The organism is Streptomyces sp. NPDC046122 (genome assembly GCF_056429965.1).
In genome coordinates this window covers 400,228-419,371 of sequence record NZ_JBWKLQ010000005.1, presented here as the reverse complement: position 1 = coordinate 419,371, position 19,144 = coordinate 400,228, and the positions used below count along the sequence as shown (strand labels likewise).

Genomic DNA, 19,144 nt, shown 5'->3' with positions numbered 1-19,144 from the left:
TCGACGTGAGCCAGTACGTCTCCCGACTCGCCGGCACACTGGCGACGCCGCCCCGCCTCCGGCTGCCCGGCGGTCACCACCGCAAGCCGCGCCGGATCGCCATGCTGAGCGTCCACACCTCCCCGCTGCACCAGCCGGGCACGGGCGACGCGGGCGGCATGAACGTCTACATCGTCGAGCTCGCCAAGCGCCTGGCCGCCATCAACATCGAGGTCGAGATCTTCACCCGCGCGACCACCGGCGGCCTGCCGCCCCGCGTCGAGCTGGCGCCCGGCGTACTGGTCCGCCACGTCGACGCGGGCCCGTACGAGGGCCTGGCCAAGGAGGAGCTGCCCGCCCAGCTCTGCGCCTTCACCCACGGCGTGATGCAGGCGTGGGCCGGCCAGCGCCCCGGCTACTACGACCTCGTCCACTCCCACTACTGGCTCTCGGGGCACGTCGGCTGGCTCGCCGCCGACCGCTGGGGCGCCCCCCTCGTCCACGCCATGCACACCATGGCCAAGGTCAAGAACGCCGCGCTGGCGGAGGGCGACACCCCCGAACCGGCCGCGCGCGTCATCGGCGAGACGCAGATCGTCCGGGCGGCCGACCGGCTCATCGCCAACACGGCGGAGGAGGCGGACGAACTGGCGCGCTTCTACGAGGCCGACCCCGCCAAGATCGCCGTCGTGCACCCGGGTGTGAACCTGGACCGCTTCCGCCCGGCCGACGGCCGCGCCGCCGCCCGCGAGCGCCTCGGCCTCCCGCAGGACGCGTTCATTCCGCTCTTCGCGGGCCGCATCCAGCCGCTCAAGGCCCCGGACATCCTGCTGCGCGCGGTCGCCGTGCTCCTCGACGAGGACCCGTCGCTGCGCTCGAAGATCGTGGTGCCGGTCGTCGGCGGACCGAGCGGCAGCGGCCTCGCCAAGCCGGAGGGCCTGCAGAAGCTGGCGGCCCGCCTGGGCATCGCCGACGTCGTACGCTTCCGCCCGCCCGTCGGCCAGGACCACCTGGCGGACTGGTTCCGGGCGGCGTCGGCGCTGGTCATGCCCTCCTACAGCGAATCGTTCGGCCTGGTCGCGATAGAGGCCGAGGCGTCCGGCACGCCGGTCGTCGCGGCGGCGGTCGGCGGCCTTCCCGTCGCCGTACGGAACGGACGGACCGGCATCCTCGTCGACGGTCACGACCCGGCCGGATACGCCCGCGCGCTGCGGCGCTTCATCGACGAGCCGGGCCTGGTGGACGGCATGGGCGCGGCGGCCGCCCGCCACGCGCAGAACTTCGGCTGGGACACGGCCGCGTCCGCCACCGCTGACGTGTACACGGCCGCGATGCACGAACACCGCCGTCGCGTACGCTCGCACCATGGCTGACGCGCAGCAGGTCGTCGAGAAGACGCTGAACGAAGCGGAGCTCGAATGGGAGAGCCCCGAGCCCGGCTCGTACGTGGTGAAACTCCCCGGCACCCGCAAGCTGTCCACGACGTGCTCACTGAGAGTCGGCCGGCACTCCCTGTCCGTCAACGCCTTCGTCATCCGCCATCCCGACGAGAACGACGCGGCGGTGCACCGCTGGCTGCTGGAGCGCAACCTGCGCCTGTACGGCGTGAGTTACGCGATCGACAGCCTCGGCGACATCTACCTGGCCGGCAAGCTGCCGCTGGCGGCGGTGACCCCCGAGGAGCTGGACCGCCTGCTGGGCAGCGTCCTGGAGGCGGCGGACGGCAGCTTCAACACCCTGCTGGAGCTGGGCTTCGCGAGCGCGATCCGCAAGGAGTACGCGTGGCGCGTGTCGCGGGGCGAGTCGACCAGGAACCTGGAAGCGTTCACGCACCTGACCCGGCCCCGCTGACGAAACGGCCCCGCCTCCGAACCGGAGACGGGGCCGCACGCAACGACGGGCTCAGTCCTTGTCGTAGCCGTCGTGCCCGTTGAAGCCGTTGTCGCCGTTGTGCCCGTTGCCGCCGTTGTGGCCGTTGTGGCCGTTGTGGCCGTTGTGGCCACAGGCGTGGGAGCCGTGGATCTCGGTGATGCCGTAGGGGCCGCCGACGTTGCTGAGGTAGAACTCGCTGGCGCTGTTCTTGCACCCGTGGCGGTCGTTGTCGAAGGGGCCGTCGCTGTAGTGGCCACCGCCGAAGGGGCCGCCGTCGTGCGGGCCGCCGTCGAAGTCCATGGCGGCAGCGGGGGCGGCGGCCATGAACCCGGCGGCGGTGAAGCCGGCGAGGGTGATCGCGACGCGACGAAGCATGTTTCGCTCTCCTGTACGTACGTGACGGGTGGGGCCTGACGGGGACTGACTTCACCTCACCCCCCGCGCACTTGACGGCGGCACACGCCAGGGGGTCATCCGGACGGGGGAGAACCCTGCATCCGATCGCACTACCGCCACCCCCGCTCCCACCCCACGAACCGAGCACCCCCAAACCCCCACCCGGCCCCCGTCGGTCCCACCCTTCCCGCCCCCACCTGACGCAGTGGCAGGAGGAGCTGCCCCGGCACCGACCACCCCCGAGTCACAGTGCGCCCAGCGGGCCCGCCTCACCCGCCGGCCTTCGGCTCCACAGACGCAGAAGCAACCACCACGTCCGCACCCCCGCCCGCACCGACGGCAGGCCCCGCACCCGCACCGACGCCAGGACCCGCATCCGCACCAGGACCCGCCCCCACCTCCGCATCCGACTCGGCCAGCACCCGCCGCAGCAACGTCCCGTACCCCACCGCCGCGACCATGCCGACGACCCCGCACGCCATCCACAGCACATCCGGCCCCGGCCCGTCCACGATCCACCCGGCCAGGATCGGCGCGAGGAAGCCGGACAGGGCCCAGGACATGCCCATCACGCCCTGATACCGCCCCCGCGCATGCTCCGGCGCCAGCCGCGCGGTGGCGGCGGCGTTCGTCGGCACGTGCACCATCTCGCCGATCGTCCACACGATCACCGTCGCCGCGAACACGAGCGGCGTCCCCGCCAGCGCGGTCGCCCCGGTCCCGGCGGCGAACAGCAGCGAGGAGACGGTGAGGAGCGCGGCCGGCGACCGCCGATCGGTGATCTTGTTGACGAGCAGCTGGAAGCCGACTATCACGACACCGTTGACCGCGATGACCATGCCGTACGCACCGGGTTCGAGCCCTTCGCCGGCCATGGTCAGCGGCAGGCCGACCCACGGCGCGGTGAAGATGAGGCAGACGAGCAGGTTGAGCAGCACCAGCGTCCTGAAGGGCCCGTCGCGCAGCACCTCGACCACACTGACCTTCGGCCGCGGGGCAAGCACTTCCTCCCCCTTGACCGCCGCGGGGGCGGCCGGCCGCGTCTCCGGCAGGCGCAGGAAGACGATCAGCGCGCACAGTACGGTCGCCGCCGCCTCCACGAGGAACAGCGTCCGGTAGCCGAAGACGATCGCCGCACCGCCGCCGAGCGCGGCGATCGCGAAGCCGAGGTTGAGCGCCCAGTAGTTCAGGGCGTACGCGCGCCGCCGCTCGTGCTCCGGCACCAGGTCGGCGATGGTGGCGCCGATCGCGGGCCGCACCGACTGCATGGTGACGCCCATGAGCAGCACCACCACGGCGACGCCCACCGCACTCGTCACCACGGCGAGCGCGGCCGCGCCCGTCGCCGTGCCCAGGTGGCCGGCGATCATCGTGGGCCGCCGCCCCCACCGGTCGGTCAGCATCCCGCCGAGCGGCGCGCCGGCCACGCCGCCGAGCCCGTGCAGCGCTATGACGAGCCCCGCGTACCAGGCGGAGTACCCCAGCTCCTGCGTCAGGTACAGCGACAGGAAGGTGAGGACGAACGCTCCGGTGCGGTTCACCAGCGTCGACGTCCACAGCCACCAGAACCCGTCGGGGAGCCCCGAGACCGAATCCTTCGCGGCACGTCTGAGCGCGGCCATGGACATGTGTCATCCCCCCAGGGACCTTCGGCGGCGGCGGTGGACGCCTGTAAGCGGCTGATGCGGTCTCCGCAAATTACAAGCGCGGCCGGGGTCGCAGCCACTGAATTGACGCGAGCCGTCAACCGTCCGGGGCGTCCATTAGTCTCGTACGCATGGCCGACGCACCGTACAAGCTGATCCTGCTCCGCCACGGCGAGAGTGAATGGAACGCGAAGAACCTGTTCACCGGATGGGTGGACGTCAACCTCACCGAGAAGGGCGAGAAGGAGGCGGTGCGCGGCGGTGAGCTGCTCGTCGAAGCCGGCCTGCTGCCCGACGTCCTCCACACCTCGCTCCAGAAGCGCGCCATCCGCACGGCCCAGCTCTCGCTGGAGGCCGCGGACCGCCACTGGATCCCCGTGCACCGCTCCTGGCGCCTGAACGAGCGCCACTACGGCGCCCTCCAGGGCAAGGACAAGGCGCAGACCCTCGCCGAGTTCGGCGAGGAGCAGTTCATGCTCTGGCGCCGCTCGTACGACACCCCGCCGCCGGTCCTCGAGGACGGCGCGGAGTTCTCCCAGTCCGACGACCCGCGTTATGCGACGATCCCCAGCGAGCTGCGCCCCCGCACGGAGTGCCTCAAGGACGTCGTCGAGCGCATGCTGCCGTACTGGTACGACGGCATCGTCCCGGACCTGCTCGCGGGCCGCACCGTCCTGGTCGCCGCCCACGGCAACTCCCTGCGCGGCCTGGTGAAGCACCTCGACGGCATCTCCGACGAGGAGATCACCGGCCTGAACATCCCCACCGGCATCCCGCTCTACTACGAGCTGGACGCCGGCTTCCGCCCGGTCACCAAGGGCGGCACGTACCTCGACCCGGAGGCCGCGAAGGCCGCCATCGAGGCCGTGAAGAACCAGGGCAAGAAGAAGTAGGACCCTTGAGCCCCTGATCTGCGCCTGTGGGCGCGGGTCGGGGGCTCTCGTCTGCCTTGGACCGACCTCGGGTGCCCAGAGCGGCATGATCTAGAGTTCCGGCGGCGGGCGGTCGACCCGCCGTGCAGACACTGGACTCAGGGGTGGGGATTGATCACTTCCATAGCGGCTGCCGTCCGGCAGCGGCACAGACGCCCGGCGGTGCGGCGCGCGGCCGCGGCGGTCGTGGCCGGGGGCATGGCACTGGCGGGCGTGGGGCTGACGGCGCCGGCCGCGCACGCGGCCGAGGGCGACATCTCGTTCTCGAACGTCGTGTTCAACAACGGCAAGCCCATCGTCGTCGGCATCAGCGCCGAGGTCGAGGCGCCGCTGACGTACACGGTGAAGAGCAACACGACGCTCGACAGCTGGTGGGTCAGCGCGTACCGGGGCACCTACGGGTCCACCCAGTACAACCTCGCGGGTATCACCACCCGGTGGGGCTGCGGTCAGTCCTCCGCGGGCGGCTACACCTTCCACGACTGCGACGAGACGATGACCATCGACCCGGACAACATGCCGGGCGGCAATGGCAACAAGCTCGTCAACAGCGACGCCGCCGAGTGGAAGTCCTTCGGCACGGCCATCAAGAAGGGCGGCGGGTACGACACCGACCTGCTCTCCGCGACGGTCCGCCTCCAGCGCGCCTCCCGCATCCAGAACGCGAACGCCTCCCCGGAGCCCGTCGTCAAGGGCGAGCCGATCACCGTCACCGGCACCGTGCAGCGCGCCAACTGGAGTCTGCACCGCTACGACAACTACGGCGGCCGACTGGTGAAGCTGCAGTTCAAGCCCGCCGGTTCCAGCACCTACACCACCGTCAAGTCGGTGACCGCGGGCAGCACCGGCTACCTCAAGACGACGGTGACCGCCTCCGAGGACGGCACCTGGCGCTGGCGCTACAGCGGCAACACCACCACTGGCGCCAGCAACTCCACCGGTGACTACGTCGACGTGAACTGAGTACGCCGGGCCCCGAGCCCAGCGTCCGCGCGTCCGACCGCGCAACGAAGGCCCCGCTCCGGCGGGGCCTTCCGCGCGCCGTGTGCCGGCGACCCCGGTCAACGAGGGTGGACGGCGGGGCCGTTCGGCACGGTGGTGCGGAGCCAGTCGGTGAGCGCGGCGAAGTCCTCGTCGGTGAGGCCCTCGTGCGGGGCGACGCGGTGCAGCAGGGACGGGCCCCGATGCTGTGCGGCGACCCAGAGACGGTCCATGGCGCTGATCTCGTCGTCGACCCAGACGAACGGGCGCCGGCCGGCCCACTCGACGATGTGGCGGGTCTTCCAGTGCAGGCCGCGCGGGCTCTCTTCAGCGACCGGCTCCGGCCACCTCACCACGGGCAGCGTCGGCAGTCCGATCCGCGGGGCGACCGCTTCGTTCGCGTCGTCCATCCACGTCGAGGCCCAGACCAGGTCGCACCCCAGAGCCGTCAGACGCCGCCCCACCGTGGGATCGAGGCGACCCAGCAGCGGGTTCCCCGGCTCGGGCGCATCGGGCGATCCCTCGGAGCGGACAGCGGAGTCCGCCCGACGGCGGCCGGCCGGCCCTCCGAACGGGATGAGCGGACCGTCGACGTCGAGAAAGAGAAGGGGGTACTCCGATGAGCCGGTCACGGCGGCACGATAACTCTCCGCGGAGCTGCCCGACAGACGTAACCGGTACGCCCTCACCGCGCACGTACGCGCCACCCGGCACGTACGCCCTCACCATGCACGTAGGCGTCACCGGGCACCTACGCCCTCACCAAGCACGTGCACACCGGCTCGCGCACTCCTGCGCACTCGTACAGGGGCATGCGCGCCCCAACCCGCCCCCGCGCATGCCGAAAAGGCCCCGTCCTCCTCGGGGCGGGCGGGAGCCCTTCCGGCACCGCTCTCGGGGCGCCCCGCGCGCGAACGGACGCGCCGGGCTCCGTCGGCGGGGTCAGCCGCAGCAGCCGCCGCACTGGCACGGTGCGCCGGACTGGCAGCCGCAGCCGCAGCCGGACCCGCAGCCGCAGGCACCGAGGACGGGCAGCGCGGGGCGGTGGCGGGCCGCCTCGGCCGGCACTTCCTGCCGGGCGTCGGACGTGGGGGAATCGGCCATGGGGTTCCTCCTCGAAGGGGCACGTGGCGTACTCCTGCCTCCCATTGCATGCCCACTCGGGCGGGCGCATCAACGGCGCACACGCGCAATGCCCCGATGCACCGGGCGAGGGGCAGCGCGAAGAGCCGCCCGGCGGACCGCACGACAGGCCGGGTGATGGACCGCGTGACGGACCGGGCGGGTGCGGACGCCGGGAAGGGCGAGGTGCGGGGCGACGCGCGGGTGAGGCGGACCGGCGTACCGGCCCCTACTCGCCCTGTGCGGGCGGCGCCGTCGTACCGGCCGCCGCCTGGAGTTCGTCGGCGTGCTCGCCCGTCACCAGGTACACCACGCGCTTCGCCACCGACACCGCGTGGTCGGCGAACCGCTCGTAGTACCGGCCGAGCAGCGTCACGTCGACCGCCGTCTCGATGCCGTGCTTCCAGCGGTCGTCCATCAGGTGCTGGAACAGCGTGCGGTGCAGCAGGTCCATCTCGTCGTCGTCGTGCTCCAGCTGGAGGGCGAGGTCGACGTCCTTCGTGGTGATGACCTCCGCCGCCTTCGCCATCAGGCGCTGCGCGAGCTGCCCCATCTCCAGCATGGTGGCGTGCAGGTCGTGCGGCACGGCCGAGGCGGGGAAGCGCAGCCGGGCGAGCTTGGCCACGTGCTGGGCGAGGTCGCCCGAACGCTCCAGGTCGGCGCTCATCCGCAGGGACGTGACGACGATCCGCAGGTCGGTCGCGACGGGCTGCTGGCGGGCCAGCAGGGCTATGGCGCGGGCCTCCAGGTCGTGCTGGAGATCGTCCACCTTCTGGTCGGCGGCGATCACGGTCTCGGCGAGCTTGAGGTCCGCGTCGAGCATGGCCGTGGTGGCCCGCCCGATGGCGGACCCGACCAGCCGGGCCATCTCGACCAGGGCTTCACCGATCGAGTCCAGTTCCTCGTGGTACGCGTCGCGCATGAAAGTCCCTCTCTAGTCCTTCTGAGGCCTCTTGAAACCCCACGCTCCCACGTTCTGTCCGGTACGCGTCCGCTTCCGGCACCCCAAGTGAACCAACCCCATCCCCTCGGTGAACTCTGAGCGACGAGTGTTCGAGGTGCCACCCTTTTGACTGGGGCCGGGTCGCGCACCCCGCTTAACCTGGGTGCATGGACGTGAACGCGGCAGTAGCCGCAGCCGCAGCGATAGCCGGTCTGCTGACCGGCGTGATCGCCGTGCTGACGTTCCGCTGGAGCGAACGCGAGCAGGCCCGGCCCACCCGGTCCTCCATGCGGCCCGACGTCAACGCGGTGCTGCCGCCCGGCGTCGACACCGTCCTGTCCGTCCTGCGCTCCTCCGCCGTCGTACTGGACGAGAGCGACAGCGTCGTCAAGGCCAGCTCGGCGGCGTACGCGCTCGGGCTCGTCCGGGGCGGCAAGCTGGCCGTCGAACCCATGCTGCACATGGCCCGCGACACCCGCCGCGACGGTGAGATACGCCAGGTCGAGCTCGACCTCCCGCGGCGCGGCACCGGACGCGGCGAGGCCCTCGCGGTCTCCGCCCGTGTCGCCCCGCTGGGCTCGCGTCTCGTCCTGCTCCTGGTGGAGGACCTCACCGAGGCCCGCCGCATCGAAGCGGTACGGCGCGACTTCGTCGCGAACGTCAGCCATGAGCTCAAGACTCCTACGGGCGCGCTCTCCCTGCTCTCCGAGGCGGTCATGGACGCCTCGGACGACCCCGAGGCGGTCACCCGTTTCGCGGGCCGCATGCAGATCGAGGCGACCCGCCTCACCAATCTGGTCCAGGAGCTCATCGATCTCTCCCGCGTCCAGAACGACGACCCGCTGGAGGACGCCGAACCGGTCCGCGTCGGCGAACTGGTCGACGAGGCCGTGGACCGCAGCCGCCACGCCGCGTCCACGAAGAACATCACCATGGCGGCCGGCGGCACCGAGGGCCTGTACGTGTGGGGCAACCGGGGGCAGCTCGCCGCCGCCCTCGGCAACCTCGTCGAGAACGCCGTCAACTACAGCCCGGCTCGCACCCGCGTGGGGATAGCCGGCCGCCGGATCTCCGCCCCCGGCGGGGACCTGATCGAGATAGCCGTCACCGACCAGGGCATCGGCATCTCCGAGAAGGACCGCGAGCGGATCTTCGAACGCTTCTACCGCGTGGACCCGGCCCGCTCCCGGGCCACCGGCGGCACGGGCCTCGGCCTCGCCATCGTCAAGCACGTGGCCGCCTCGCACGGCGGGGAAGTCACGGTGTGGAGCACCGAGGGACAGGGCTCCACCTTCACCCTGCGGCTGCCCGAGGCAGCCGCGTCACGCGACCGGTCCCCGGTCGCCGCCCCCGACGACGACGTCGACGACTCCGCAGACGACGCCGCCGGTCCTTACGAGACCACTGATCGCGAACCCATTCCCCACCCGGAGGTCCTTCCGTGACCCGAGTGCTCGTCGTCGAGGATGAGGAATCCTTCAGCGACGCCCTGTCCTACATGCTCCGCAAGGAGGGCTTCGAGGTCGCCATCGCGGCCACCGGGCCCGACGGGCTCGACGAGTTCGAGCGCAACGGCGCCGACCTCGTCCTGCTGGACCTCATGCTCCCCGGCCTGCCCGGTACCGAGGTCTGCCGTCAGCTGCGCAGCCATTCGAACGTTCCGGTCATCATGGTGACCGCCAAGGACAGTGAGATCGACAAGGTCGTGGGGCTGGAGATAGGGGCCGACGACTACGTCACGAAGCCCTTCTCCTCGCGCGAGCTGGTCGCCCGCATCCGCGCGGTCCTGCGCCGCCGCGGCGAGCCCGAGGAAGTCACGCCGGCGGCCCTGGAGGCCGGGCCGGTGCGCATGGACGTGGACCGCCACGTGGTCACGGTCGGCGGCGGCAAGGTCGACCTGCCGCTGAAGGAGTTCGACCTCCTGGAGATGCTGCTGCGCAACGCGGGGCGCGTGCTCACCCGTATGCAGCTGATCGACCGCGTCTGGGGCGCGGACTACGTGGGCGACACGAAGACCCTCGACGTCCACGTGAAGCGCCTGCGGGCCAAGATCGAACCGGACCCGGGCGCACCGAGATACCTGGTGACGGTGCGGGGACTCGGCTACAAGTTCGAGCCGTAGGCCCACCGCGGAGAGCGGACGTGACATGACACGGGGAGGCCCCGCCGGCACCTGCCGGCGGGGCCTCCCCGTGTGCGCTGTACGTGCCTCAGTGACCGGCGCCGTGCTCCGCCGCGTCGTCCGGGGACTGGGCGCCCTCCGGCGCGTCCGCCGACTCGGTCGACGCCGGGGCGCCCGCCTCGCCGGTGGCCGAGCCCGTCGGGGTGCCCGAGGGGTCGGCGCTCGCCGAGCCGGACGGCGACTGCGCCGGCGGCTTCGGGAGCTGGGTCGGGCCGACGCCCTTGAAGTACTGGGTGGCCGGGACGACGAACGCCCGCAGGTCAACGGAGCCGGTCGCGCTCAGCTCGAACCGCACGGGCTGCGCGTCGCCGTCCTTCGCCGCCTCGCGGCCGTCCTCGATCACGGCGGAGGCGTTGCCCGCGCCGCCGAGCTGGAGCGAGCCGCCGGCGGGCACGGTCAGCGGGCCGGAGCCCTTGGCCGGCTTGAGCTTCACCTTGGCGTCGCTGCCGGGCAGCGTGATGGCTTCCAGCTTCTCCGCCTCGCGGCCGTTGTTGAAGATCATGCCGGTGACGACCGCCGGGCCCTCGGCGTCGATCTCGGGCTGGGTGACGATCGCCGCGTTCTGGATCTTGATGTCGTCGACGGTGGCAGCGGCGTTGTCCGGCCTGACCCCCAGCGTCTGCGCGTCGTTGCCCGCCCCGCAGGCGGCAAGCGACGCGATCGAGAACACGATGGCGGTGGCGGCGAGGGCACCGCGTCGAAGGCTGCGGCTCACGGCGGAGGCATCTCCTGTTAGACGGGTTCGAGCGGCGTACAGCCGCCCCGGGGTGTGTCGGCGCGCTTAGGTTACCGAGCCGTCGTCCGCCCCTCGCACCCGACCCGCCCCGCCCCGCCCGCCCATACCGGCCTCGGGAGGCGCGGCGGCCTGTTCCGTAGGCCCTTCACATATCCGGGGGAGGCCCCCGGGCTGTCGGCGCGCGGATTATCCGTAAGGAATGCGCGACACTCCGGGAATTGATCATCGCGGTACGTGATCAATTCCTGATTCCGGCGAACGAGTGACCGATCGCCGAACGGAGTACGCCGACTGCGCCGCCCCGAACCCGGCAAAACGGGACGTTCGGCGTCTTCGGAGGGCTCTGCGATGGATGTAACGTACGCGTTTCTCTGCGCCCGTACAGCCGCTCCGACCTGCGAATACCCGCTTCCGGAAGGCTCGCGCAGCACGTTCATGTTGCTGTTGTCAAGCCCCGAGATATGCCCTGACCTGCGGAAACGCCATTCAGAAGAAGCAGTTTCCGTGTTACTCTGGATAGCCACGGAAGGGGTACCTGTCACATGACGTTCAAGGTTGGCGACACCGTGGTCTATCCCCATCACGGGGCCGCGCTGATCGAGGCTATCGAAACTCGCCAGATCAAAGGCGTGGACAAGACCTACTTGGTGCTCAAGGTTGCCCAGGGTGACTTGACTGTTCGTGTGCCTGCGGACAATGCGGAGTTCGTCGGTGTACGCGATGTAGTCGGTCAGGAAGGGCTCGACCGGGTCTTCGAGGTGCTGCGCGCACCGTATGCCGAAGAGCCGACGAACTGGTCCCGGCGCTACAAGGCAAATCTCGAGAAGCTCGCCTCCGGTGATGTCATCAAGGTCGCCGAGGTAGTGCGTGACCTGTGGCGCCGTGAGCGTGAGCGCGGTCTCTCCGCAGGTGAGAAGCGCATGCTCGCGAAGGCGCGTCAGATCCTGGTGAGCGAGCTCGCGCTCGCGGAGAACACCAATGAAGACAAGGCCGAGGCTCTGCTCGACGAGGTCCTCGCGTCCTGACTCCGGGTCCCAGGGGCTTCTTCCCTGATGCCCAGTAATGATGCCGCGGTGCCCGCCGGCAAGGTTCCAGCCCTTGTTGCCGGGCGCTGCGGCATGTTGCGTTCACTCCGCTTGCGTTCACTCCGCCCGAGCCTCACCGCTCACGTGCTGCCGCGCGGCCTGCATCCCCTTGTGATCCCCGGTGTTCCGGCGTGCCGGGCCCGGGCGGTCGGCTCGACCGGTCGTCACGGAAGGGGCCGGTCAAGGCGTCGCGCCCAGCACGCTGTGGCCATACCCACCGAGGCCGCGGACACAAACCTGGCGGAGCCAAACCCGTTCCCGAAGCTTGTCGGCCCCGGAGCTACCGATGACAGACGAATCGCGCCCCACACCCACTCCGCGCACCGCCGCCGTGATCCCCGCGGCCGGCCGCGGGGTGCGGCTGGGACCCGGCGCGCCCAAGGCGCTCCGCGCGCTGAGCGGCACCCCCATGCTGATCCACGCGGTACGGGCCATGGCCAACTCCAGGGCCGTCTCCCTCGTCGTCGTGGTGGCGCCCAAGGACGGCGCCGCCGACGTCAAGAACCTCCTCGGCGAGCACGCGCTGCCCGAGCGCACCGACTTCCTCGTCGTACCCGGCGGTGAGACCCGCCAGGAGTCGGTGCGGCTCGGACTCGACGCGCTGCCCGCCGACGTCACCGCGGTCCTGGTGCACGACGCGGCCCGCCCCCTCGTGCCCGTGGACACCGTCGACGCGGTCGTCGAGGCCGTACGCGACGGAGCGCCCGCCGTGGTGCCCGCGCTGCCGCTCGCCGACACCGTCAAGGAGGTCGAGCCCGGCGGGAAGGGCGAACCCGAGCCGGTCGTCGCCACGCCCGCGCGGGCCCGGCTGCGCGCCGTGCAGACCCCGCAGGGCTTCGACCGCGCCACGCTGGTGCGCGCGCACGAGACGTTCGCCGCGAGCGGGGAGGGCGCGACGGACTGCGCCGGCATGGTCGAGCAGCTCGGCGTGCAGGTCGTGGTCGTCCCCGGCCACGAAGAGGCGTTCAAGGTGACCCGGCCGCTGGACCTCGTCCTGGCCGAGGCCGTACTCGCCCGCAGGAGGGCCCACGATGGCTTCTGAGCTTCCCCGCGACCTCTCCGTCCCCCCGCTGCCGCTCGTCGGTGTCGGCACGGACATCCACGCCTTCGAGGAGGGCCGCGAGCTGTGGTGCGGCGGCCTGCTCTGGGAGGGCGAGGGCCCCGGCCTGGCCGGCCACTCGGACGCCGACGTGGTCGCGCACGCCGCCTGCAACGCGCTGTTCTCCGCCGCCGGCCTCGGTGACCTCGGCGCGCACTTCGGCACCGGGCGCCCCGAGTGGTCCGGCGCGTCGGGGATCACGCTGCTGACCGAGGCGGCGCGGATCGTACGGGCCGAGGGGTTCGGCATCGGGAACGTCGCCGTCCAGGTGGTCGGCGTACGGCCGAAGATCGGCAAGCGGCGCGAAGAAGCGCAGAAGGTGCTCTCCGCGGCGGTCGGCGCACCGGTCTCGCTGTCGGCCGCGACGTCCGACGGCCTCGGCTTCACCGGCCGCGGCGAGGGCCTCGCGGCGATCGCCACCGCGCTGGTGGTCCGCACGACGGCGTGAACGGACGCGCCCCGGCCGCCCCGGCCGCCCGCCGCGCGGGACCGGGGCGGCGCCCCGTTCCGGGCGGCGGTTCCCGCGCCGCGCCGCCCCCGTAGGGCAAAGGGTCGCTGGGCACTGCCGTCCGCCCACTACCCTGGTGTGGTGACTATTCGGCTGTACGACACCAGCGCCCGGCAGACTCGCGACTTCTCCCCGCTCACGCCGGGCTGCGTCTCGATCTACCTGTGTGGCGCTACCGTGCAGGCCGCCCCGCACATCGGGCACATCAGGTCGGGCCTCAACTTCGACATCATGCGCCGCTGGTTCGCCTACCGGGGCTACGACGTGACGTTCATCCGCAACGTCACGGACATCGACGACAAGATCATCAAGAAGTCGGCCGAGCAGGGCCGCCCCTGGTGGTCCATCGGGTACGAGAACGAGCGCGCCTTCAACGACGGCTACGCCGCCCTCGGCTGCCTCCCGCCCACCTACGAGCCCCGCGCCACCGGGCACGTCACCGAGATGGTCGAGATGATGCGCGGGCTCATCGAGCGCGGGCACGCGTACGAGGCCGACGGGAACGTCTACTTCGACGTGCGCTCCCACCGCGGGTACCTGGAGCTGTCCAACCAGGAGCTGGACAACCTCCTCCAGCCGTCCGGCGAGGGCGAGACCGGCAAGCGCGACCCGCGCGACTTCGCCATGTGGAAGGCAGCCAAGCCCGGTGAGCCGAGCTGGGAGACCCCGTGGGGACGCGGGCGCCCCGGCTGGCACCTGGAGTGCTCCGCGATGGCCCACAAGTACCTGGGCTCCGCCTTCGACATCCACGGCGGCGGCATCGACCTGATCTTCCCGCACCACGAGAACGAGATCGCCCAGGCCAAGGCGTTCGGCGACGACTTCGCCGCGTACTGGGTGCACAACCACTGGGTCACCATGGCCGGCGAGAAGATGTCCAAGTCGCTGGGCAACTCGGTGCTCGTCAGCGAGATGGTCAAGGCGTGGCGCCCGATCGTGCTGCGCTACTACCTCGGTACGCCGCACTACCGCTCCACCATCGAGTACAGCGAGGACGCCCTGCGCGAGGCGGAGTCCGCGTTCGCCCGCATCGAGGGCTTCGTCCAGCGCGTCGTGGAGAAGGCGGGCGGCGTCGTCGAGCCCGCCGCCGAGGTCCCGCCCGCGTTCGCCGAGGCGATGGACGACGACCTGGGCGTCCCGCAGGCGCTGGCGATCGTCCACACCACCGTCCGCCAGGGCAATTCGGCGCTGGCCGCCGACGACAAGGACGAGGCTGTCGCGCGGCTCGCGGAGGTACGGGCGATGCTCGGCGTCCTCGGCCTCGACCCGCTCTCCGAGCAGTGGTCGGGCGGCGGCACCGAGCGCGGCGAGGACCTCCACGGGGTCGTCGACACGCTCGTACGCCTCGTACTCGACCAGCGGCAGTCGGCCCGCGACCGCAAGGACTGGGGCGCCGCCGACGCGATCCGCGACCAGCTCCAGCAGTCCGGCCTCGTCATCGAGGACAGCCCGTCGGGCCCGCGATGGACCCTCGGCTCACGCTGACCGGCACGCGCGACGTGCCGCCCGGCGTCCCGGGCGGCACACTTTCCCCTATACGTACGCACGTCTGAAGCAACGGAACAGGTAACAGGTCATGGCCGGGAACAGCCAGCGCAGGAACCGCCGCACGTCCAACAAGAAGGGCGCTACGGTCGGCAGCGGTGGCCAGCGGCGCAAGGGCCTCGAGGGCAGGGGCCCGACGCCGCCCGCCGAGGCCCGCAAGAAGCACAAGAAGAACCGCATCGCCACGGCCAAGGCCAAGCAGGCCGCGGTCCGCCGCCCGGCTCCGCGCCGCGGCGGCGTCAAGGGCACGTCCGAGATGGTCGTCGGCCGCAACCCGGTCTTCGAGGCGCTGCGCGACGGCGTCCCCGCCACCACGCTGTACGTGCAGCAGTTCATCGACAACGACGAGCGGGTGCGCGAGGCCCTCCAGCTCGCGGCCGCGCGCGGCAACATCAACCTGATGGAGGCCCCGCGTCCGGAGCTCGACCGGATGACGAACGGCCTGAACCACCAGGGCCTCGTCCTCCAGGTCCCGCCGTACGAGTACGCGCACCCCGAGGACCTCACGGCGGCGGCGTACGACAAGCACGAGGACCCGCTGATCGTCGCCCTCGACGGCGTGACCGACCCGCGCAACCTCGGCGCGATCGTCCGCTCCGTCTCCGCGTTCGGCGGCCACGGCGTGGTCGTGCCGGAGCGCCGCGCCGCGGGCATGACGGCCGGCGCCTGGAAGTCGTCCGCCGGTACGGCGGCCCGTACGCCGGTCTCCCGCGTCACCAACCTCACCCGTGCCCTGGAGGGCTACCAGAAGGCCGGGATCACGGTCGTCGGCCTCGCGGCGGACGGCGAGCACACGGTCCAGGACCTGGAGCAGCTCGGCGGTCCCGTCGTCATCGTCATCGGCAGTGAGGGCAAGGGCCTCGGCCGTCTCGTCGGCGAGACCTGCGACTACCTCGTCCGCATCCCGATGCCGGGCGGCGCCGAGTCGCTGAACGCCGGTGTGGCGGCGGGCATCGTGCTCTGGGAGGCGGCGCAGCGCCGGCGCTGAACCGGCCCACGGGCAGGGCCGGTTATGTCCCGGTAAGGGTGTCTTGACGGGTCTCGGACAGATCGAGGGCGTCAAGGCAGTGTCCTAACGACACGTCACTCGGTTAGATGAGTGTGGACACCAGAACACCCGGGTTCGACGATCAGCCCGCCCTGAGCATGGTCAAGGTGCCCTGCGATCCAGCGCAGGTCATCGTCAACCACGCCAGCTTCCGCGTGCAGCTCGCCCCGGCCCAGAGCCGGCGGCCCGTCCCGCCGTACGCGGGGGCGGGCGGTGTGGGCAGCGGGCTGGGGGACACGGCGCGCATTCCGGCGATGGCCGGTGCGACCGCGACCCGACGGCGGGCGCCCGTCGTCTGGAGCGGGAAGTCCGAGCCGGGCGACCCCGGCGCGACGGGCCTCCTCCAGGCCGTACGGAACTCCTCGTCCGGCGAGCGCCTCGACAGCGGCGCCACGCAGGTCATCCCCCGGCTCTCCACGGGCGAGAGCACAGAGGACACGGCGGCGATCCCCACCGTCATCGGGCCGCGCGGCTCCGAGCCGCCCATGACGCAGATGCTGCCCCGGATGAAGCAGGCCGTCGGCGCGTACGACCTGCCCGACCGGACCGCCGAGGACGCCCGCGCCGACCGGGAGTTCGACGACGACGCCTACGACGACGAGTACGAGATCGGCGATCAGCGCGGCCGGCGCAACGCCGACGCCGTCCGGCACGCGTACTACCCCGGGCGGCGGATGAACCTCGGCGTGGTGCTGCTGCCGCTCCGCGTGTTCCTCGGCTTCATCTCCATCTACGCCGGCATGGGCAAGCTCTGCGACCCCGTCTACTTCGACGGCGGCGAACGCGGCTCGATGGTCAAGTGGCTGACGTCGCTGCACCCGTGGGCCCTCGCCGAGCCGCTTCGCGACTTCGCGCTCAGCCACCCGGTGGGCGCCGGCCTGACCGTGGCGTTCCTCCAGGTCGTCGTCGGCGTGCTGACGGTCCTGGGCCTGTGGCAGCGCGTCGCCGCCTGTTTCGGGACGCTGCTCTCCGCCGCGCTGATCATGACGGTGAGCTGGAAGACCGTGCCGGCGTACGACGCGCCCGACATCATCTACCTCGCCGCCTGGTCGCCGCTGATCATCGCGGGCGCGCCCGTCTACTCCGTCGACGGACGTCTCGCCGGCGAGGCGTGGCGCAAGCTCGGGCCGCGCTCGGAACTGTGGGAACTGCGGCGGCGCGTACTGCGGCGCGGCACGGTCGTCGCGTCCCTCGTCGTCGGAGTGACGCTGCTCATCGGCTCGATGCTGGGCGGGGCCGTGCGTTCCTCGGACATGGTCACCGTGCCCGGCCCGAACGACGACCCGACCAACCACCTCCCCGGTGCCCCGCTGCCCCAGGAGACCGGCAGCAGCACCGGCCGGGCCTCGCAGGGGCCGACGGGCCGCGCCCCGGCCCCCTCCGCGAGCAGCTCCGCCGGCCCCTCGGCCCGGGCCACCACCCCCGGCACGGTCCGCGAGAGCGCCACCGTCGGCACGGACGCCCAGCGGCCGAGCCAGACACAGGGCGCCACGGCCGGCCAGGCCCCGTCCCAGCAGCAGCCCCCGCCTCCGCAGGCGCCCACGACCAGCGCCGGGCCGACGTCCGGCGGCGGCGCGGGCAGCGGCGGCACCACGGGCGGCACCGGCACCACCGGCGGCGGCACGACGGGCGGCGCCACCAGCGGCACGACGGGTGGCAGCACCACCGGCGGCAGTGGCGGCGGCAGCGGCAATGGCGGCGGCAGCGGCGGCGGAAAGGTGATCGGCGGCCTGCTCGGGTAGCGGCCTCGAGAGTACGGAGGGGCCCGGCGCACGGGATGTGCGCCGGGCCCTTCGGCGTGCGGGGGCGTGCGGGTCCTTCGGCGTGCGGGCCCGGGGCGGGTTCGAGGGCCCCCGGGGGCTCAGCCGCGTGCTGCGGCGAGTTCCTTGGCGGCCTCGCTCAGGTCCTTGGCGGTGTCGATGGCCCGCCAGTACGCCCCCTGAGGCAGCGGGAAGCCCGCCAGACGGCGCTCTCGCGCCAGCCGGGGGAAGGTGGTGCGTTCGTGGTCGCCCAGGTCCGGGAGAAGCCCTGTGAAGGCCGCTGAGAAGACGTACACGCCCGCGTTGATCAGATAGGGCGAGGGGGGCGACTCGATGAAGTCCGTGATGTGGCCGAAGGTGTCCGTCTCGACGGCGCCCCACGGGATCCGGGGGCGGGCCAGGGCCAGGGTCGCGGTCGCGTCGCGCTCGGCGTGGAAGGCGGCCATCTCCTGGAGCGAGAAGCGCGTCCAGATGTCACCGTTGGTCGCGTACCAGGGGCTCCCGGGGTCCGGGAGGTGCGCGGCGGCGTACTTGAGGCCGCCGCCGCGGCCCAGCGGCTCGCTCTCCACCACCGTGGTGACGCGCAGCGGCAGATCGGCGTGCTCCAGCCACTCCTGGAGCACGCCGGCGAGATGGCCGCAGGAGATGACGGCGTCGGTCACGCCCTCGGCCGCGAGCCAGGAAAGCTGATGGCCGATGATCGGGGTCCCGGTTCCCGGGATCTCGACCATCGGCTTGGGGCGGTCGTCGGTGTACGGGCGCAGTCGCGAGCCCTGGCCGCCTGCCAGGACCACGGCCTGCGTCGGATACGTCGTCGTACGGGTCATACGGGGCACGATATGCGGCAGGACGCCGTCGGCCCCCGATCAGCCGGTCTGCTGGGCGACGCCCGAGGCGAAGGAGGTGTCGCAGACGGGCCGGGAGAACGACTGCGCGCGCGTCGGACCGTACTGCTTGACCGCGGCGCGGCCGAGCGAGCGGGCGATCGACATGCAGTGCTGGGCCAGCGAGGGGCGGCGCTCGACCTCGCGCTGGAGGTGCGTGAGCGCGACGCCCGGGTCCTTCTCCTGGAGCTCCAGAAGGAGCTTGTCGCGCAGAATGTCCTGCGGAGCGCGGGACTTGGCGCGTACGTTTACCTTCTCGGATGACGCGGTCAGGACCTGCGCCTCGGGTCCGCTGGTGGTGGACCACGGGACGTTGGCCACCGCCAGGGTCCCGGAGAGCACCAGGACGACGGGCAGGACGAGAGCGAGACTTCGGCCGATTCGGCGGGCTGTGTGGGTCACGCGAGTGAGCGTAGCGGCCAGTAA

20 protein-coding genes are annotated in these 19,144 nt (G+C 71.9%); 12 read left to right on the top strand and 8 right to left on the bottom strand.

Annotated features, from left to right (window positions below; genetic code table 11):
• Window positions 1-5: 5 nt before the first annotated feature.
• Together mshA and AC07FK_RS17750 are read left to right on the top strand one after the other, a co-directional pair.
• On the top strand, window positions 6-1,352 hold the full coding sequence (mshA, locus tag AC07FK_RS17755; protein ID WP_479105790.1) for a D-inositol-3-phosphate glycosyltransferase: 1,347 nt from the start codon (window positions 6-8) through the stop codon (window positions 1,350-1,352).
• Window positions 1,345-1,830, top strand: a complete 486-nt coding sequence (locus AC07FK_RS17750; protein ID WP_479105789.1) for a type III secretion system chaperone family protein — start codon at window positions 1,345-1,347, stop codon at window positions 1,828-1,830. The genes mshA and AC07FK_RS17750 overlap by 8 nt, the downstream gene beginning before the upstream one ends.
• A 51-nt stretch (window positions 1,831-1,881) precedes the next feature.
• Here AC07FK_RS17750 and AC07FK_RS17745 read toward each other — a convergent pair whose 3' ends face one another.
• Complete coding sequence (locus AC07FK_RS17745; RefSeq protein ID WP_479105788.1) at window positions 1,882-2,226, bottom strand: hypothetical protein; 345 nt, start codon at window positions 2,224-2,226, stop codon at window positions 1,882-1,884.
• A gap of 290 nt (window positions 2,227-2,516) precedes the next feature.
• Complete coding sequence (locus AC07FK_RS17740) at window positions 2,517-3,869, bottom strand: MDR family MFS transporter (RefSeq protein ID WP_479105787.1); 1,353 nt, start codon at window positions 3,867-3,869, stop codon at window positions 2,517-2,519.
• 155 nt (window positions 3,870-4,024) lie between these two features.
• On the opposite strand from AC07FK_RS17740, the gene AC07FK_RS17735 reads away from it, so the two are divergent.
• Together AC07FK_RS17735 and AC07FK_RS17730 are read left to right on the top strand one after the other, a co-directional pair.
• The gene (locus tag AC07FK_RS17735) at window positions 4,025-4,786 is read left to right on the top strand and encodes a phosphoglyceromutase (RefSeq protein ID WP_479105786.1); all 762 of its coding nucleotides are present in this window, start codon (window positions 4,025-4,027) and stop codon (window positions 4,784-4,786) included.
• Window positions 4,787-4,936: 150 nt separating this feature from the next.
• Window positions 4,937-5,788, top strand: a complete 852-nt coding sequence (locus tag AC07FK_RS17730) for a hypothetical protein (protein WP_479105785.1) — start codon at window positions 4,937-4,939, stop codon at window positions 5,786-5,788.
• Between the two features lie 98 nt (window positions 5,789-5,886).
• Here AC07FK_RS17730 and AC07FK_RS17725 read toward each other — a convergent pair whose 3' ends face one another.
• From AC07FK_RS17725 to phoU, 3 genes are all read right to left on the bottom strand, one after another.
• Window positions 5,887-6,438: an HAD domain-containing protein gene (locus AC07FK_RS17725; RefSeq protein WP_479105784.1), complete on the bottom strand. Its 552-nt coding sequence runs from the start codon at window positions 6,436-6,438 to the stop codon at window positions 5,887-5,889.
• 310 nt (window positions 6,439-6,748) lie between these two features.
• Window positions 6,749-6,910 (bottom strand): hypothetical protein, encoded by a 162-nt coding sequence (locus tag AC07FK_RS17720; RefSeq protein ID WP_479105783.1) that lies wholly within the window; start codon window positions 6,908-6,910, stop codon window positions 6,749-6,751.
• A gap of 247 nt (window positions 6,911-7,157) precedes the next feature.
• Complete coding sequence (gene phoU / locus AC07FK_RS17715; RefSeq protein ID WP_479105782.1) at window positions 7,158-7,850, bottom strand: phosphate signaling complex protein PhoU; 693 nt, start codon at window positions 7,848-7,850, stop codon at window positions 7,158-7,160.
• Window positions 7,851-8,038: 188 nt separating this feature from the next.
• Between phoU and phoR the strand changes: the two genes are divergently transcribed.
• Both phoR and phoP read left to right on the top strand, forming a co-directional pair.
• Window positions 8,039-9,316, top strand: coding sequence for a two-component system sensor histidine kinase PhoR (phoR, locus tag AC07FK_RS17710; protein WP_479105781.1), 1,278 nt, complete (start codon window positions 8,039-8,041; stop codon window positions 9,314-9,316).
• On the top strand, window positions 9,313-9,993 hold the full coding sequence (gene phoP, locus AC07FK_RS17705) for a two-component system response regulator PhoP (protein WP_028814608.1): 681 nt from the start codon (window positions 9,313-9,315) through the stop codon (window positions 9,991-9,993). The genes phoR and phoP overlap by 4 nt, the downstream gene beginning before the upstream one ends.
• Before the next feature lie 88 nt (window positions 9,994-10,081).
• Here the strand turns inward: phoP and AC07FK_RS17700 are convergent, their stop codons facing one another.
• Window positions 10,082-10,768, bottom strand: coding sequence for a DUF461 domain-containing protein (locus AC07FK_RS17700; RefSeq protein WP_479105780.1), 687 nt, complete (start codon window positions 10,766-10,768; stop codon window positions 10,082-10,084).
• A 563-nt stretch (window positions 10,769-11,331) separates the two neighbouring features.
• On the opposite strand from AC07FK_RS17700, the gene AC07FK_RS17695 reads away from it, so the two are divergent.
• The 6 genes from AC07FK_RS17695 (at window position 11,332) to AC07FK_RS17670 (ending at window position 17,816) form a co-directional block, all read left to right on the top strand.
• On the top strand, window positions 11,332-11,814 hold the full coding sequence (locus AC07FK_RS17695) for a CarD family transcriptional regulator (protein WP_006380568.1): 483 nt from the start codon (window positions 11,332-11,334) through the stop codon (window positions 11,812-11,814).
• A 346-nt stretch (window positions 11,815-12,160) separates the two neighbouring features.
• Window positions 12,161-12,916, top strand: coding sequence for a 2-C-methyl-D-erythritol 4-phosphate cytidylyltransferase (gene ispD / locus AC07FK_RS17690; protein WP_479105779.1), 756 nt, complete (start codon window positions 12,161-12,163; stop codon window positions 12,914-12,916).
• A complete protein-coding gene (gene ispF, locus AC07FK_RS17685; protein ID WP_479105778.1) occupies window positions 12,906-13,421 on the top strand; it encodes a 2-C-methyl-D-erythritol 2,4-cyclodiphosphate synthase in 516 nt (171 codons plus the stop codon). The genes ispD and ispF overlap by 11 nt, the downstream gene beginning before the upstream one ends.
• A gap of 141 nt (window positions 13,422-13,562) precedes the next feature.
• The gene (cysS, locus tag AC07FK_RS17680) at window positions 13,563-14,966 is read left to right on the top strand and encodes a cysteine--tRNA ligase (RefSeq protein WP_479105777.1); all 1,404 of its coding nucleotides are present in this window, start codon (window positions 13,563-13,565) and stop codon (window positions 14,964-14,966) included.
• 91 nt (window positions 14,967-15,057) lie between these two features.
• Window positions 15,058-16,014, top strand: coding sequence for a 23S rRNA (guanosine(2251)-2'-O)-methyltransferase RlmB (rlmB, locus tag AC07FK_RS17675; RefSeq protein ID WP_138904892.1), 957 nt, complete (start codon window positions 15,058-15,060; stop codon window positions 16,012-16,014).
• 107 nt (window positions 16,015-16,121) lie between these two features.
• A complete protein-coding gene (locus AC07FK_RS17670) occupies window positions 16,122-17,816 on the top strand; it encodes a DoxX family membrane protein (protein ID WP_479105776.1) in 1,695 nt (564 codons plus the stop codon).
• 119 nt (window positions 17,817-17,935) lie between these two features.
• On the opposite strand, the gene AC07FK_RS17665 is transcribed toward AC07FK_RS17670, so the two are convergent.
• Window positions 17,936-18,661: a nucleotidyltransferase family protein gene (locus tag AC07FK_RS17665; RefSeq protein WP_479105775.1), complete on the bottom strand. Its 726-nt coding sequence runs from the start codon at window positions 18,659-18,661 to the stop codon at window positions 17,936-17,938.
• A gap of 39 nt (window positions 18,662-18,700) precedes the next feature.
• Window positions 18,701-19,120 (bottom strand): hypothetical protein, encoded by a 420-nt coding sequence (locus AC07FK_RS17660; RefSeq protein ID WP_479105774.1) that lies wholly within the window; start codon window positions 19,118-19,120, stop codon window positions 18,701-18,703.
• Window positions 19,121-19,144 lie beyond the last annotated feature (24 nt).